This is a genomic window from Hypericibacter terrae (genome assembly GCF_008728855.1).
Taxonomy (GTDB): domain Bacteria; phylum Pseudomonadota; class Alphaproteobacteria; order Dongiales; family Dongiaceae; genus Hypericibacter; species Hypericibacter terrae.
On sequence record NZ_CP042906.1, the window covers coordinates 5,182,251 to 5,197,097 of the forward strand.

At 63.4% G+C, this 14,847-nt stretch carries 18 protein-coding genes; 5 read left to right on the forward strand and 13 right to left on the reverse strand.

The window, feature by feature from the left end; genetic code table 11:
* The first annotated feature begins 3 nt into the window (after positions 1 to 3).
* Positions 4 to 249, forward strand: coding sequence for a hypothetical protein (locus tag FRZ44_RS23700; protein WP_151179500.1), 246 nt, complete (start codon positions 4 to 6; stop codon positions 247 to 249).
* A gap of 117 nt (positions 250 to 366) precedes the next feature.
* Here FRZ44_RS23700 and FRZ44_RS27165 read toward each other — a convergent pair whose 3' ends face one another.
* Both FRZ44_RS27165 and FRZ44_RS23705 read right to left on the reverse strand, forming a co-directional pair.
* On the reverse strand, positions 367 to 504 hold the full coding sequence (locus FRZ44_RS27165) for a hypothetical protein (RefSeq protein ID WP_191908273.1): 138 nt from the start codon (positions 502 to 504) through the stop codon (positions 367 to 369).
* A gap of 147 nt (positions 505 to 651) precedes the next feature.
* Positions 652 to 915 (reverse strand): DUF1488 family protein, encoded by a 264-nt coding sequence (locus FRZ44_RS23705; RefSeq protein ID WP_151179501.1) that lies wholly within the window; start codon positions 913 to 915, stop codon positions 652 to 654.
* 181 nt (positions 916 to 1,096) lie between these two features.
* On the opposite strand from FRZ44_RS23705, the gene FRZ44_RS23710 reads away from it, so the two are divergent.
* Complete coding sequence (locus FRZ44_RS23710) at positions 1,097 to 1,417, forward strand: hypothetical protein (RefSeq protein WP_151179502.1); 321 nt, start codon at positions 1,097 to 1,099, stop codon at positions 1,415 to 1,417.
* 1,067 nt (positions 1,418 to 2,484) lie between these two features.
* Here FRZ44_RS23710 and FRZ44_RS23720 read toward each other — a convergent pair.
* The 8 genes from FRZ44_RS23720 to FRZ44_RS23755 all read right to left on the reverse strand — a co-directional run bounded on the left by FRZ44_RS23720 (position 2,485) and on the right by FRZ44_RS23755 (position 8,926).
* Positions 2,485 to 3,690, reverse strand: coding sequence for an NnrS family protein (locus tag FRZ44_RS23720; RefSeq protein ID WP_225308422.1), 1,206 nt, complete (start codon positions 3,688 to 3,690; stop codon positions 2,485 to 2,487).
* Entirely contained in the window at positions 3,687 to 4,826 is a 1,140-nt protein-coding gene (locus FRZ44_RS27425) for a 5-formyltetrahydrofolate cyclo-ligase (RefSeq protein ID WP_225308423.1), read from the reverse strand. Before FRZ44_RS27425 ends, FRZ44_RS23720 begins: the two co-directional genes overlap by 4 nt.
* Positions 4,827 to 4,908: 82 nt before the next feature.
* A complete protein-coding gene (locus FRZ44_RS23730) occupies positions 4,909 to 5,325 on the reverse strand; it encodes a DUF488 domain-containing protein (RefSeq protein WP_456077618.1) in 417 nt (138 codons plus the stop codon).
* Positions 5,326 to 5,360: 35 nt separating this feature from the next.
* Positions 5,361 to 5,735: a carboxymuconolactone decarboxylase family protein gene (locus tag FRZ44_RS23735; RefSeq protein WP_151179506.1), complete on the reverse strand. Its 375-nt coding sequence runs from the start codon at positions 5,733 to 5,735 to the stop codon at positions 5,361 to 5,363.
* 11 nt (positions 5,736 to 5,746) lie between these two features.
* Complete coding sequence (gene ctaD, locus FRZ44_RS23740) at positions 5,747 to 7,375, reverse strand: cytochrome c oxidase subunit I (protein WP_151179507.1); 1,629 nt, start codon at positions 7,373 to 7,375, stop codon at positions 5,747 to 5,749.
* Positions 7,362 to 8,051: a superoxide dismutase gene (locus FRZ44_RS23745; RefSeq protein ID WP_151179508.1), complete on the reverse strand. Its 690-nt coding sequence runs from the start codon at positions 8,049 to 8,051 to the stop codon at positions 7,362 to 7,364. The genes ctaD and FRZ44_RS23745 overlap by 14 nt, the downstream gene beginning before the upstream one ends.
* Before the next feature lie 183 nt (positions 8,052 to 8,234).
* On the reverse strand, positions 8,235 to 8,636 hold the full coding sequence (locus FRZ44_RS23750; RefSeq protein WP_151179509.1) for a hypothetical protein: 402 nt from the start codon (positions 8,634 to 8,636) through the stop codon (positions 8,235 to 8,237).
* Positions 8,637 to 8,746: 110 nt separating this feature from the next.
* On the reverse strand, positions 8,747 to 8,926 hold the full coding sequence (locus tag FRZ44_RS23755; RefSeq protein WP_151179510.1) for a hypothetical protein: 180 nt from the start codon (positions 8,924 to 8,926) through the stop codon (positions 8,747 to 8,749).
* Positions 8,927 to 9,063: 137 nt separating this feature from the next.
* Here FRZ44_RS23755 and FRZ44_RS23760 point away from each other — a divergent pair, with 137 nt between their 5' ends.
* The 3 genes from FRZ44_RS23760 (at position 9,064) to rnk (FRZ44_RS23770) (ending at position 11,800) form a co-directional block, all read left to right on the forward strand.
* Complete coding sequence (locus FRZ44_RS23760; protein WP_151179511.1) at positions 9,064 to 9,915, forward strand: LysR family transcriptional regulator; 852 nt, start codon at positions 9,064 to 9,066, stop codon at positions 9,913 to 9,915.
* Between the two features lie 843 nt (positions 9,916 to 10,758).
* The gene (gene rnk, locus FRZ44_RS23765; RefSeq protein WP_191908274.1) at positions 10,759 to 11,211 is read left to right on the forward strand and encodes a nucleoside diphosphate kinase regulator; all 453 of its coding nucleotides are present in this window, start codon (positions 10,759 to 10,761) and stop codon (positions 11,209 to 11,211) included.
* Between the two features lie 115 nt (positions 11,212 to 11,326).
* Positions 11,327 to 11,800, forward strand: coding sequence for a nucleoside diphosphate kinase regulator (rnk, locus tag FRZ44_RS23770; protein ID WP_191908275.1), 474 nt, complete (start codon positions 11,327 to 11,329; stop codon positions 11,798 to 11,800).
* A 175-nt stretch (positions 11,801 to 11,975) separates the two neighbouring features.
* On the opposite strand, the gene FRZ44_RS23775 is transcribed toward rnk (FRZ44_RS23770), so the two are convergent.
* From FRZ44_RS23775 to FRZ44_RS23785, 3 genes are all read right to left on the reverse strand, one after another.
* Positions 11,976 to 12,761, reverse strand: a complete 786-nt coding sequence (locus tag FRZ44_RS23775; RefSeq protein WP_151179514.1) for a carnitinyl-CoA dehydratase — start codon at positions 12,759 to 12,761, stop codon at positions 11,976 to 11,978.
* Between the two features lie 75 nt (positions 12,762 to 12,836).
* On the reverse strand, positions 12,837 to 13,547 hold the full coding sequence (locus FRZ44_RS23780; protein ID WP_151179515.1) for a GntR family transcriptional regulator: 711 nt from the start codon (positions 13,545 to 13,547) through the stop codon (positions 12,837 to 12,839).
* 131 nt (positions 13,548 to 13,678) lie between these two features.
* A complete protein-coding gene (locus FRZ44_RS23785) occupies positions 13,679 to 14,752 on the reverse strand; it encodes an LLM class flavin-dependent oxidoreductase (protein ID WP_151179516.1) in 1,074 nt (357 codons plus the stop codon).
* Positions 14,753 to 14,847: the final 95 nt, after the last annotated feature.

The window sequence follows — 14,847 nt, forward strand, 5'->3', positions numbered from 1 at the left end:
ACGATGAGACCAAGCAAGCCGCCAGACATCGATGGCGCCGAAATGCGCGAACAGGCCGCCAGGGCCATCATCCGGTGGGATGATGCCGAAGCGTTCGGCGCATGGGTGAGGTCACGTTGCCGTCCGATATTCCTGACCTTCGCGCCAGGAACTGAACCTTTGGCGAAGGTCAATCGGGCCGGGTTGTCGGTTGGCTGCGAAGCCCACAACGAGACATACGGTCCCGAAGCGGCGCTTGCTGTTGAATAGATGGGCTAAAGACGCCCGGAATTCAATGGGCTTTCCGCCACAGCCCCGCCGTCGGGCCTTCGACCTACGTCTCGAATTCAGCCCGTCGACAGGGCTTCGCCGCCGTTCCTGGCAGTGTTACTTGCGCTTGGGTGACGGAAAGCTGCTCAGTTTGGGCTGGATCGACACCAGCGTCGAGCCGGTCGCCGCGGCTTTGGGCTTCTGCTGCTTCGGTTTCTTGGCTTCGCGATTTCCGCGTTGCTGACCTTTGGCCATCAAGACTCTCCTTCATGAGGATGCCAGGGGTCGAAAGCGCCCCTGCGCATCGGGTGAAAACGGGCGACGGGGGCGTCGTCCCAGGCGGAGCCGCAAGGCGGCGGATCGGCCAAAACACGGACGGCCGTCGTAGATCCTCGCGGGTTCCTAGAAATCGGAAGCGGCCAGCGAGAGGAAATCGGCGTGTCGGCGCGAATAGAGCGCGCTCGCGACATGGTGGATCCGGTCGCAATTCACATCGAAGGCCGCGAGATAGCTGCGCTCGTCGTTGCTCGCCTCCGGATTGAGGCGCCGCAGGGCGGACTCATCCACGAAACACAGGATCTCGAGCGACCGGTCATGTCCCCAGAAGCGAACGCCGCGTCTCGTCGCATCGAAACTGCGACTTCTGTTGGGGAAGCTCAGCGACATCGTGCGAGCATAGGCTCATTTGGCCGCCCTGTCCGATTTAATTGGGTAAGCCATGGCGACGCGGGAGCGCGACTCCGGGGCCGGCGGGAAGCGAGCGATGATTGGCCATCGCAGGCGAAGCTGCCTATGCTTCGCCGACGGGGGGGAGAAGCCCGCACCGTCACGCGAGGGTGAGACTGCGATGGTCGATCAACCGACGGAACTCGACACGCATCGCGGCATGGCCGCCCAGAAGGCCACCGAGTTGCGCCGCCTGCGGATGGAGGTCGAGAAGGATCACTCCGACCTTCTGGCACGTCGTGAGGAGCTGGAGAAATATCTGGCGGCGGCATCCTCGGAGACCTGGGCCGAGGCTGTCGAGAAGACCCGCTACCTGCTGAGCCTGTTCGCCGAGACTCCCGCCTGCCAGGACCCGCGCCGCAAGCAGCTCATCAAATCGCTGCTGGCCGATTTCGAACGGCTCCTGGCCGCGAACGCCAACGACAAGGGCAAGCCGAGCTGAGCGCCCGCGAAGGTGCCGCTGCCACGGCGCCGGATCGAGGAGAGAAAATCTTCAGGGAGCGCCGGCGCTTCGAGCATTCTCGAGCGAGGCGAACGCCGGCCTGACAGGGCAATCGGGTTGAAAGATCCAAGAGTGCCTCCCGATCGAGTCGGGAAGCACTCTTGAGTTCGCGACATTTGCGCGAGCAAGGTAGACGAAAATCACCGGCAATCTGCGCTGCTATCGTGGCGTGCAGTGCGAGTCTTGATGGTCGGTTGATTCGGGCAGCCGCGGGCTCGCCCGGGACGCATCCGGCCGGCCGTCTGCCAATCGGCGGCGCGCTTTGTCGAACAAAGCGACCACCTCGTCACTCGTTGCACCGTCTCGAGCCATGATCGTCTGGACGATCGGATCCGCCAGGATCTCGGACAGCGAAGGCTCTCCATCGAACGACGCGCGACATGGCGGCATGTCCGCCTCCTCCCGTTTCAGAGCGGCCGCCTTGCGGTCTCGCTCATGACAAACGCCGCCGGCGTTGCGAGGCGGCTCCGGCATGGACCGCCCCGCCGGGGGCATGCTGAAGGACCGCATCGGTAAGCCGCGAAGCCTGTCGTCAGCAATGCAATCGCTCCCTTGCCGCCAAGCCATCTCTATGCAGCCTCTTGAGATTCATCCATTGTCGATAGGCGAACAGGGCCTCGCTGCTGCCGCGTCCGCCTAGAGACATGGCTCCGCGATAGTCCGCCTCGGCCCGATCGATTCGAGATCGTGACGCATCGAGGTCGAGATCGTTGTCTGTAACGCTGCTCATCGATTGAGACATTGATCCGTTCTCCGTCGGGCTGGCCATCGCGCCGACCAGAAACCTCACACCGCGAGCGATCTCAGCATCGCGGGAAGGCCGCTTCTGCCGTCACCGCCCGATCTCGTGCATCCGAGGCGGCCATCCATTCATCGTACGATTCAATTGTAGGAGCATGTTTGAACTAGACAAACGATTTAAAATCGACGATTGCATCGACGACGGCGATACCATTCTGTTCGATGAGAACCGGAGAAACGCGATCTGTCCGGCATGAAACAAACCCTCATCGGGCAATGAGGATTCGGCCGAATCTCAAAGTGAAGAGGCTGAATGTCGCGATCCAGGCGAGAGCCGAGATCCAGATCAGGGGGCCATAAGCGTCCGGAAGCAGCGACGCCGCTACGCGTGAAGCGGCCGCCATGGCGATCAGAACATAGATCGCAGCCGTCCATCCATCGGCGGCCAAAGGCCGCCCGGTATGACCCAAGGTCGCCCGCGTCATTACTGCCAGGGTCATCGATCCGATGGCGCCGGCCGTCAAGGCGTGCAAACCCGACATCGGCGAAATGAGCTCGGGCAGGAACTCGCCAAGACCGAGGAGACAGAGCCCCAGGGGAACCCAGGCGAAGCCGAGATGGAGGCTCCAGACCAGCGGTTCGCGAAGCGTGCGGTGACCGCACCAGCGCGCCAGGCGAACCAATGTCGCGAGGCCGGCCACGAACAGGGCGACGCCCGTGACCTCGGCATCGGGTGCGGCCACCCAGCCGCCGAGAGCAGCCATCGTGATGGCGAGGCAAGCTCGATCGAATCCGTTGAAGCCGGCAGGCATTCGGGCCCCGGGAATCGAGGCGCCCTGCCGCTTCGCCAGCCAGTTGCGGGTGAAGCTCGGAATAATCCGCCCGCCGACCAGGCTGATGAGCAGGATGACGATGGATATTCCCAGACGCTGCCCGAGGGCGCCGGTCGTCACAGTGCCGGCGGCTTCCGCATGGGTCAGGATGTTCGACAGAAGCAACCCGCCGAGCGCAATGGGCATGGGCAGATTGCGCCAGTTGCGGCCAGCCAGGATTTCGCGCAGCACGGCGGCAAGCAAGAGGGCAAGAAAGGAAAGATCGAGCACGGCGGCGATGCCGGCACCGATCAGCGCGGATGTCGCCATGGCCGCGCGCCCGACGAGCCACGCCCCGAATAGCAGGATCAGCGGCAGGCCCTGCAAAGGCATCCGGCCGGTCCAGTTGGGGATGGCCGTCAGTAGAAATCCGGCGATGACCGCGCCGGCAAAGCCGAAGATCATCTCATGGGCATGCCATGCCGCCGGCGCGAAGGCGGTCGGGATGGAGATCGCGTCCTGCACCTCCGCAAGCCAGACCACGAGACCGGCGACCGCCCAGAGGCCGGCGCTCAAAAAGAACGGACGAAAGCCTTGACGAAAGAACTGCGGGCCGCCGAACGGCTTGTACCGGGGAATTCCGACGGCTGTCTCGCTCACGCCGATTCCTCGTGTCGTCGAAGCTGCCGATCGAGCGTCTCGATCATGGCCCTCAGATCGTCGTGAAGCCAACCATCGCCAATCCTGGGCAGGATCTCCCGGAGCTTGTGGAGAACCGCTCCCCGATCGCGATCGCATCGAGCATCTGCCGTCTCGGGCAAGGACGACGCCGACGAGGCTGGCCTGCCGCCGAGGCGCAGAATATGCTGCCGCAGCACGGCCTGAAACGACACCTCGTCTTCTCCACCCCCGATGAGAGCCGCCTTGGCCGCTGCATCGCGGCCGCCGCTTCCGAGCCCGCGTGCCAACAGATCGTTCAACATGGCGATCGTTTCTGCGGCATCCGCATAGCCGAGATAAGACGGATCGAGCTCGTGCATGAAGCAGGGCGGCGATGCGTAGGAAGCTCGTTCTTCCTCGCCTTCCTCATAGAGATCGCGCTCCGGGAACACCTGCATGGGCCTGCTTTCCATCTTTCCATCTGCGCGGCATTGGGTCTCTTGGCCGGCAGCGCCGGCCTCGCCAGAGGGATTCAACTCTTCCAGGGGCCTGCCGCGATATCCGTGACGCACGGATCCGGTCTCGGTCACGATGGCACCCAACGGAATGTCATGGGGTTGCGGATAGATGGTCTCCAGGCGTCCGAAGGCGTAGCCGACGCCGATCGTGAAGGGCCTCGGAACCATCGCAGCCAGCGTGCGATCATAGTGGCCTCCCCCATAGCCCAAACGATAACCCGCAGCATCGAAGCCCAGCAATGGCACGATCAGCACCGTAGGATGGACGATATTGCGCTCGGCGGGGATGGGGATGTTCCATTCTCCCCGCTCCAGCTTCGCCCCGGGATGCCACATCCGGAACTCCAGCGGTTGTCGCCTCTCCAAGGCAACCGGCAGGGCCGCCTCGACGCCCAACGCCAGAAGATCCTCGATCAGGGGCCGGAGGTCGGGCTCGCCTTTGAACGGCCAATAGAATCCGATGCAGCCATGGCGCAGCTCCGCAAACCGCTCGCACAGCAGATCGACCAACATCGAATCGGCGCGCTTCCTCTCTGTCGACAGCATTGCTGCACGCCGCGCGAGCAGATCGACGCGCACCGATCGCCGCCAGGCGCGCACCTCCTCCCAGGCCTTCATCGGATGATCGCCGATGCCGGAGGACGGCCATCGAGCCGACCAAGAAGCGGCCTGTCTGGACCCTTCCTCGTTCCAGCGCCTGTCATTCGAAGCGATCCTCGATATATTCCTCGAGCGCAACGGCATTGTTGTGATGCTCGTCCTTGGCCCCGTAAACCAGGGTAACGGTGGAGGTACGAGCCCTCTCGGACAGCTGCTGGACCTTCGCGGTCTTTCGGTCGAGTTCCTTGAAGTAGCGGCGCTTGAAGACCTCCCACTTCGCCGGATCGTGGCCGAACCATTGACGCAGGGCGGTGCTCGGCGCGATCTCCTTGATCCATTCATCCAGTCGTAGCTCATCCTTGGAAAGACCACGGGGCCAGACCCGATCGACGAGAACGCGGCGCCCATCCGACGTCGCCGACGCGTCATAAGCGCGCTTCACCCTCACCATCAACATCGCTCCTTTTTCATCGAATACCGCTCGACTTCGAGCGCCAGCCGCGGAATCGACCGTCATCGCCCCGTCTGCCACCACCGCATTCGGCGCTTCGCCTAACTGCCTCCAGAAGCAGGCTCGGCCAAACGCTCGCGCTGCGCAGCCACGGTGTGAAGCGTATCCAATGCCAGCGCCGAATGGGCGAAGGCACCGCCCGCGCGCATCTCTGCCGCCACCCAGATCGCTTCCATGATCTCCTGGGGCGTCGCTCCGTCGCGAACCGCCGCCTTGGTATGGCCTTGGATGCAATAGGGGCACTGGGTCACATGCGCGACGGCCACGGCGATCAGCTGCTTCGACTTTCGCGACAGCGCCCCTTCCTTGAACACGGCCTGGCTGAACTGGCGGAAGGCCGTGTCGATTTCCGGGGCGAGCGCGCTGCGCTCCTGGGCCAGTGCCTTACTGGGTTTCGGGTAAAGCGTATCGCTCATCGAGATTCCTTTCATGCCCGAGGTTGAATCACGAGGGTCGGCGGTGCGCCTTGGTTCCTGAGATCGGGAATCACATCGAAGCTGTGGAACGGTGGTGGCGACGACAGGGACCATTCGAGCGTCGTTGCGCCCTCGCCCCACGGGTTGGCCGGGCATGGCTTGCCGGCCGCAAGCGTGCGCCAGACCACGATCAGGAAAACCAGGAATCCGGCCAGCGAGATATAGCTGCCGATCGACGCGATGAGGTTCCAGTGCGCAAAGGCGTCGGGATAGTCGGCGACCCGGCGCGACATGCCGGCGAGGCCGAGGAAATGCATCGGAAAGAAGGTCACGTTGACGCCGATGAAGGTCAGCCAGAAATGGAGCTTGCCCAGCGCTTCCGGATATTGGCGCCCCGACATCTTGCCGATCCAGTAGTAGAAGCCCGCGAAAATCCCGAAGGCCGAGCCCAGCGACATCACATAGTGGAAATGCGCAACCACGTAATAGGTGTCGTGCAGCATGATATCGACACCGGCGTTGGCCACGACCACGCCGGTCACACCGCCGATGGTGAACAGCATGATGAAGCCGAGCGCGAACAGCATGGGCGTCTTGAATTGGATCGAACCGCCCCACATGGTCGCGATCCAGCTGAACACCTTGATTCCGGTGGGCACGGCGATGACCATGCTGGCGGCGGCAAAATAGGCGCGCGTATCAATGTTCAGCCCGACGGTAAACATGTGATGCGCCCAAACGATGAAGCCGATGAAGCCGATCGCCACGAGCGCATAGACCATGCCGAGATAGCCGAAGATCGGTTTCCTCGAGAAGGTGGCGACGACCTGGCTGACGATCCCGAAGGCGGGCAGGATCATGATGTAGACCTCGGGATGGCCGAAGAACCAGAACAGGTGCTGGAACAGGATCGGATCGCCGCCGCCCGCCGGATCGAAGAAGCTGGTGCCGAAATTCCGATCCGTCAGGAGCATGGTGATAGCGCCGCCCAGAACCGGCAGAGCCAGGAGCACCATGAAAGCCGTCACCAGCATGGCCCACACGAAGAGCGGCATCTTGTGGAGCGTCATCCCCGGCGCGCGCATGTTGAAGATCGTGGTGATGAAATTGACGGCGCCGAGGATCGAGGAGGCGCCGGCCAGATGCAGCGCGAAGATCAGCATGTCCACGGCCGCACCCGGATGCCCCATATTGCTGAGCGGCGGATAGAGGGTCCAACCGGTCCCGGCCCCCAGCCCCGTGAACATCGACGCGATCAGCAGCAGGAAGGAAGGCACCAGCAGCCAGAAACTGATGTTGTTCAGGCGCGGGAACGCCATGTCGGGGGCGCCGATCATCAGCGGCACGAACCAGTTGCCGAAGCCGCCGATGAGGGCTGGCATCAGCGCGAAGAAGATCATGATCAGGCCGTGCGCCGAGACGAAGACGTTGAAGAGCTGCGGATCGGTGAAGATCTGCAGGCCCGGCTGGGCGAGTTCGGCCCGCATGGCGACGGACAGAAGGCTTCCTGCAAAACCGGCCGCAATCGCCAGCACGATATACATCGTGCCGATATCCTTGTGATTGGTCGAACAGACCCAGCGCCGCCACCCTCGTGGATGCTCCGCGACGTGCAGCGCCGACGCCTCAGCGGTCGCCATGACCGCCGATTCCGGCCGTCGGCATCCGACCGTCTTCAGGGCTCGTTCGACCGGCACGCGGCGTGCGCGCGGACACTTTCCGGCGGCTCAGATTCTTGTTGGCGAACTCCCAGTTGGCCAGCTTCTCGATGACCGCGTTCACATAGTCCGCCCGGCGATTCTGGTAGTCGAGATAGTATGCGTGCTCCCATACATCGATAGTCAGCAGCGCCAATTGTCCATGGGCGAGCGGCGTCTCCGCGTTCGAGGTTTGCGTGATCTTCAGCTTGTCACCATCGAGCACCAGCCAGGCCCAGCCGCTGCCGAATTGGCCGGTGGCCGCCGCCGCGAACTGACCGACGAAGCTGTCATAGCCGCCGAGATCGGCCTCGATGCGCTCGGCAAGCTCCCCTTGTGGCCGTCCGCCGCCGGTTGGGGACAAGGAGTTCCAATAGAAAGCGTGATTCCAGGCCTGAGCCGCATTCTGAAACAGGGCGCGGTGACTCTCCTGGCCCGCTGTCTGACCGATGATCCGCTCGAGCGGCTCGTCGGCGAGGCGCAGTTGTTTAGCCAACGCCACGGTCTTTTCCACATAGGCGCGATGATGCCGGCCATGATGGATCTCCAGCGTGGATCGCGAGATGTGCGGCTCGAGGGCGTCATAGGCATAAGGCAGCCGGGGCAGGGACAGATTCATTTTGTGTCCCCCCGTTGACGATCGGAGAGGCATGGGCGGCGGTTCAGGACGCGGCCCTGCGATGGCGCCCACGATACAGGCGCCATTCCCGAATCCGAGTTTAGCGTGAAGCCCGTGATCAAGATCGTTCTCCTTGCAATCATGCGCGCGTTTGCGCGGGGAGGTTGGCGGCTTGGCAACAGCTCACGCGCCCTCCTGCGTGAGGGCCGCGATGTCATCGCTCACGACCTCGTCCAATGCGGGGAAGCTCGCCTGTTTCGGACGAAGCGCGAGTGGCCTCTTGCGGCCGTCCGGCGCGCACGCGAAACGATCGAACGACAAGGCGGAAACCCCAATCTCGTCATTGACGAGAAGCAGGCCGACTTCGCTGTTGCGGGACCCGTTGTCATTGACCGGACGGCGAGCTGTCCCCCTGCGGAAGCATTCCTGATTTGTCCAACGGATCGCCGCGCCGGAGGCTGCGAACCCACGGTTATCGCCCGGCCGGACGACGCCTTCATCGACGGCGTGCGGCAGGAACAGGTCCGCAATGCCGCCCCCAAGCTTGAAGAGAGATCGCTGCGTAAGCGTCAAAAGGTTGGTCACGTCAGTTCCTCCTCCTGAAGGTTGGAGACGACCGGAAGTCTCAATTTCAGCGTGGAGAGCGCCCGAGCCGGCCATATCGCCGGCTGCTGTTCCTCGAGGCCGAAGGCCGGTCAACGCCGCCGCGATGCGGGGCGGCCTTTTTCGATCGCCTTTTTGGCGACGTCGCGACCCGGCTCCATGGTCGCTGGTCTTCGACTGCTCCATGACTGCCACATCAGCTGTGCCGTGATCGGAACCGCGACGGCGGCAACGAGCCATGAAGCCAGTTCGAACAGGGTGTTTTCGGCCATCGGGAACCTCCAAATGACAGGGCCATCGGCGATAGCCCAACTTCCATGACCATTATTTGGGCCGGCCATATCTATCTGACAAACGATAAAAATCAGCCTATGATATCGACATTATCGATACAAAGGACTGCCGAGCCGTGGATACCGAACTCGCCCGAACATTCCTCACGGTTGTCGCCGCTGGAAATTTCGTCAGCGCCGCCGATCGGCTGCATGTCACGCAATCGACTGTCAGTGCCCGCATTCATGCGTTGGAAGAGCGTCTGGGTTGCACGCTCTTCGTCCGCAACAAGGCCGGGGCCAGCCTCACATCGGCAGGGCGGCAATTTCAGAAACATGCATCGACGTTGGTACGAACCGTGGAGCAGGCGCGCCACGACGTCGGAATTCCCAGAGGCTTCCGCGCCGCCCTCACCGTCGGTGGGCGCTTCGGTCTGTGGGAACAGCTGTTATTGAAATGGTTGCCCTTGATGCAAGAGCGGGCGCCCGACATCGCCATTCGCGCGGAGATCGGCCTCGAGGCCGATCTGATGCAGAACCTGGTGGAGGGTCGGCTCGATATCGGCGTGATGTATGTGCCGCAGAGCCGTCCAGGCTTGAAGATCGAGCCTCTCTTCGAAGAGCGGCTTGTTCTGGTTTCCGCGAACGTCCCTGACCATCCGAAACCCGGGACTGGTTATGTCTATGTCGATTGGGGGCCGGAATTCTACGCGCAGCATAGCGTCAGCTTCCCCGATTTCCTCGGCCCGGCACTCTCCGCCAACATCGGTTGGCTGGGTCTGCAGCATGTCCTCGCCAATGGCGGGTCCGGTTACTTCCCGATCCGCGTCATAAGGCCCCATCTCGAGACAGGCCGATTGTCGCTGGTCTCTGGAACGCTGGAGTTCACCTTGCACGCTTATCTGGTCTATGCGCAGGAAGCGGCTTCGGATGCGCTGCAGATCGCGCTCGATGGCATCAGGCAAGTGGCTGCTGCAGAGTCAGCATGACCCACGGGGTCCGATCCCGCGCGTCACCCGGTTGCGTCCCGAACATCCCGACCACGGCGGATCGCCGACGATCAGAACAGACACCCGCTTGCTGGATCCCGCCTTCGTAGAGGGGCGGCATTTTCCCGCACCCAGCGCCGATTCGTCCTCTTCTTGTGCAAAGGAGAGCCGCTCGCCAATTCCCAACTCACGTGCAGGGCCCGTGAATCGTAGAGGGCTTGCCTTCGAGTGCCCCTGGCGAAACCAAGGCGAGGCTCCGTTCCGGACCAATGGGGGAGTGGCCGGTCGCAGACGCGTCGACTCCCGACGCCACTGGGAGAGTTGGTCTGTCGACCCCATATTATGGATCATGAAAGACAGGCCCGAGAAAACCGACGAGCCGATTGAGCCATGCTGGAAGGCCATTGCCCGGTGGGAAACGGAGGGCGGCGCGTCCAGGGACCGGCCTCATCGGCAGCGGGTGAGTACCGAGCCCGTCGAGCGGAATACCGGGTCGCCGTTGGAGCGTGTGTGCGCGGAATGACCGCGGTTGGAGGACTGTCATGAGGGAAGCGATGTCTCACGTTTTTCCAACCGGCAGCCGGCCGTCGGTTTGCAAGCACGCGAGCGTTTTTGCCCCCGCTCGGGACTGATCTTCAGTCCTGCTTGCGAGCGGGGGCGCTGGGCTGAGGCTGCAGCGGGTTGTTGCGTCGATCTGTCGGGCGCGCTTATGTCGCTGTTGATCCCATGCCGGCACGGCAACCGTTTCCGCGCTGCGCCATCTCTCTGTTGCAAAACACGTTACAACCCGTCGGGGCTCTAATTGCAGCCCGACGTTTTCACGCCATTCGAGGAGACGATCAGATGATCCCGTCAATCTCCAGGACCGACATGATGCCCGAGATTCAGATCACACGGGCCAATCGCGAGCTGCTCAACCAGATTCTTGCCGATCACGCGCCCATCCGATCCTGGCGAGCGGTGGAGTTCCTGGTGAGGGAGCTGACGCGAGCGACCATTGTCGATGACGACATCGCCCCGGCTGATGTCGTGACGATGCGGTCGAGAGTGCGCTTCCGCGAGGAAGGCGACGCGACGACCGAGATGGTGACGCTGACCTATCCCGGCGAATCGGACCTGTATGAAGATGCCATGTCGGTCCTCACGCCGCTGGGCGCGGCCCTGCTCGGGCTTTCCAAGGGCCAGTCGATATCGTACCCCAAGCCCGATGGAGGAATGAGGACGATCACCATCATCGAAATTCGCTACCAGCCGGAAGCGGCGCGGCACAAGGCATCCTCGTTCGCCGGCACCTAGAAGCGGCTCCTGCCCGAATCGAACCAGAAACCGTTCTGGTTCTCTTCGTTTTGTCGCATTTTCTGCGGCGAACCGGTGTCCGTTTCGCCGGAAAATGATCCGATGGGAGAGTGAAATGACGCAAGCAATCGCGAGAGACCGCGGCAACCTGCCGGCGATCGTCGTGACCAAAAGGGATTTTGGCAAGCTGAACAATGTGATCGGAGACTATGCACCGATCATTTCGTGGGACGCCGTGCGCTTTCTTCTCGGCGAGTTGGCGCGTGCGCGCGTCGTGGACAACGAACATATTCCACCTACCAACGTGACGATGGGATCGCAGGTCGAGATCCGGGAACGGCACACGGGCGAAACGCGGCTCGCAACCCTGACCTATCCGGCCGAGCAGAGACTCTATCGCGACGCCGTGTCTGTCTTGACGCCGCTGGGCGCTGCCTTGCTGGGGCTGCCGAAGGAGCAATCCATCAATTATATCGATTCTGATGGAAAGGAAATGACGGTCGAGGTGCTGAAGATCCTGCACCAGCCCGAGGCGCAACAACGGTTCAAGCGGACGTCTCGGGTGGATCCGTCATCGAACACGCGATAGCGAGGCCCCGTGGAGATCGCTTGGCCTGATCAATCTCCTACATCGGGGGGCGGATCGACGGCGATCTCCGACACGGCTATCGGCGTATCATGCGCATCGGCCGATTTCCGGGCGGCCTTGCTTGCGCCTTGCCTGCCAACAGCATGAAGGTCGCGAAGAGAGCGAGGCCGAGCCCTTATCGTCCCTTCCAGACCGGGGCCCGCTTTTCCGCAAACGCGATCGCCCCTTCGCGCTGGTCCTCGCTCGAATAGAGGATGTCGACCGTGCGGAAGCGGCGCTCGTTGATGCGCCGCAGGGCCTCGGTGAACTGCATCCCTTCGGTCTCGCGCACGACCTCCTTGATCGCCGCGAACACCAGGGTCGGCCCTTCGGCCAGCATCTTGGCCAGCGTCCGCGCCCGGGTCATGAGCTCGGCCGCCGGAACGACCTCGTTGACGAGGCCGCGCATCTGCGCTTCGCCGCTCTCCATCCAGCGCCCGGTCAGCAGCAGATCCATCGCCACATGATAGGGAATGCGGCGCGGGAGCTTGATCGTCGCCGCGTCGGCGAGCGTACCGGCCTTGATCTCGGGCAGCGCGAAACGCGCATGCTCCGCGGCGATGATCATGTCGGCCGAGAGCGCCAGCTCGAAGCCGCCGCCGACCGCCATGCCGTTGACCGCCGCGATGATCGGCTTGTTGAGGTTGGGCAGCTCCTGGATGCCGCCGAATCCGCCCTCGCCATAGTCCGAGACGGGCCCTTCGCCCGCGGCGCCGGCCTTCAGATCCCAGCCGGCGCAGAAGAACTTCTCGCCGCCGCCGGTGACGATGGCGACACGCAAGTCCGGATCGTCGCGGAACTTGACGAAGGTCTCGCTCATCACGCGGCTGGTGGCCGCGTCGATCGCGTTCGCCTTCGGACGATCGAGCACGACTTCGAGGACGGGACCGTTGCGGGTGACGTGAAGCGGACCGGAGGACATGAAGCACCTTCGCTGTTCAGGGTCGGAAAATGGGTTTGCAGGCGAAACTCGGTCGGCGGCGTGGCGCCGGAAAGGCTAGTTCACGCCGTCGATGCGGCGCTGGCGCAGCACCTCGAGGGCGGCGTTGCAGGCGCGCCGGACATGATCCTTGCAGGCTTCCTCGGCGGCGTCGGGCGCGCGCTTGCCGATCGCTTCGACGATGCGGCGCATCTCGCCCAGGCTGCCGGGCGAACGCCCCGGGCGGGACATGGAGGTCGCGCGCAGATAGACGATCCGGGCGTTGAGCGAACGGATCGTGTCGCGGATCAGATTGTTGCCGCAGCCCTCGAGGAACACTTCGTAGAAATGGGTCGTCTCCGCGACGATGCCGCGCACGTCGCCGACCTCGAACGCCTTCTCCAGGCGTTCGTTGGCGTTGCGGAGCCGCTCGATCTCGCGATCGGTCGCGCGGGTGGCGAAGAGACGGCCGGCCAGCCCCTCCAGCGCCTCGCGCACCTCATAGATCTGCTGCGCCTCTTCGAGGGTGACCGTCGCGACGGTCGGCCCCTTGTTGGGGACGTTATGGACCAGGCCTTCGGATTCGAGATGGCGCAACGCCTCGCGCACGCTGGTGCGGCTCACGCCGGTCAGCTCGCAGAGCTCGCGCTCGATCAGGCGGTCGCCGGGCTTGAAGCGGAATTCGAGGATGGCATTGCGCAGGACGTCGAGAACCTGCTGGCGAAGGGTGATATTGGTGCGTTTGACGCGCAGCGAAGAAAGCTCCGGTTCTTCAGCCTTGCCGACCATATCCCGTTCTCCGTAATACCGTATTATCTCCTATAGCACCTCGTCGATAGGCGGGCAAGGCGAGCGGCGGCGCCTGTCGCGCGACAAGACAGGGTACTCGCCGGGGACGGCGCCGACCAGAGTGACGGCAGTCAGATCGCGACGGCGCGCGGACGGGTTGCGGGAGCCTCGGCGAAGGCCGGCATCACTTCCTTGATGAAGAGGGCGAGCGAGCGCTTCTGGTCGGACATCGGCTGACCGAAGGCCGAGGAATAGCAGAAATAGTCGGTGCCGAGCGCCTCGTAGCGCTTCAGCTTCCGGATCACCTCGTCGGGCGTGCCGAACATCAGGTTCTCCTTCATCGCCTGCGGATCGAACTCGTTGCGCTGGGCGAAGGCGGCGAGATCGACCGTCTCGACGAAGCCGTTCGTGACCCCGCCCAGATTCTTGAAGAGATTCTCGAACTGCCCGCTCTGGCGCATCGCGGAATTGACCGGCGCTTCCCAATCGCCGGGCCGCTCATAGACCGAGGTATGGCGCATGGTCATGAAGGCCGGCCGCTTGACGCCGGGATTGTTCTTCAGCGCCGTCTCGAAACGCTCCTTGTAGAGTTCGACCTCCGCGAAGGGACGCGAGAGCGCCCAGGTCATGATGCTGCACTCGTTCTTCACCGCCCAGTCGAAGGTGCCGGGATCGCGCGCCGCGACCCAGATGCGCGGATGCGGCTTCTGGATCGGCTTCGGCACCGAGGTCGCCGTGGGGAAGGACCAATACTGGCCCTGATGGGCGTAGTCGCCCTCCCAGAGCCGCTTCAGCGCCGGCAGCATCTCCTGCATATAGGCGACGCCGACACGCTGATCCAAGCCGCCCGCCAGGCGGTCGAACTCGCGCTGATAGGCGCCGCGGCCGATGCCGAACTCGAGCCGGCCGCCGCTCAGCAGATCGAACAGCGCGGCCTCGCCGGCGAGCTTGAGCGGGTGCCAATAGGGCGCCACCACCACGGCCGTGCCGAGGCGGATGCGCGAGGTGTGAGCCGCCCACCAGGCCAACAGCTGGAACGGTCCCGGCGATACCGTCATCTCGATGCCGTGATGCTCCGCGGCCCAGGCGATCTCGAAGCCGCCGGCATCGGCCATCTGCACCATCTCCAGCACCTCGCGCGCCACGTCGCGCATGCTGACCTGGGGATCGAGGCGCTCCATATTGATGACGAGGGTGAATTTCACGGGCGGCGTCCTCCGTTGTTCGAGCGGGGGAAAGGGTAGAAAGCGGTGGGCGGCGGTTCTTCCGCCGTTCCGGGGTAACCTGCCGCGACCATATC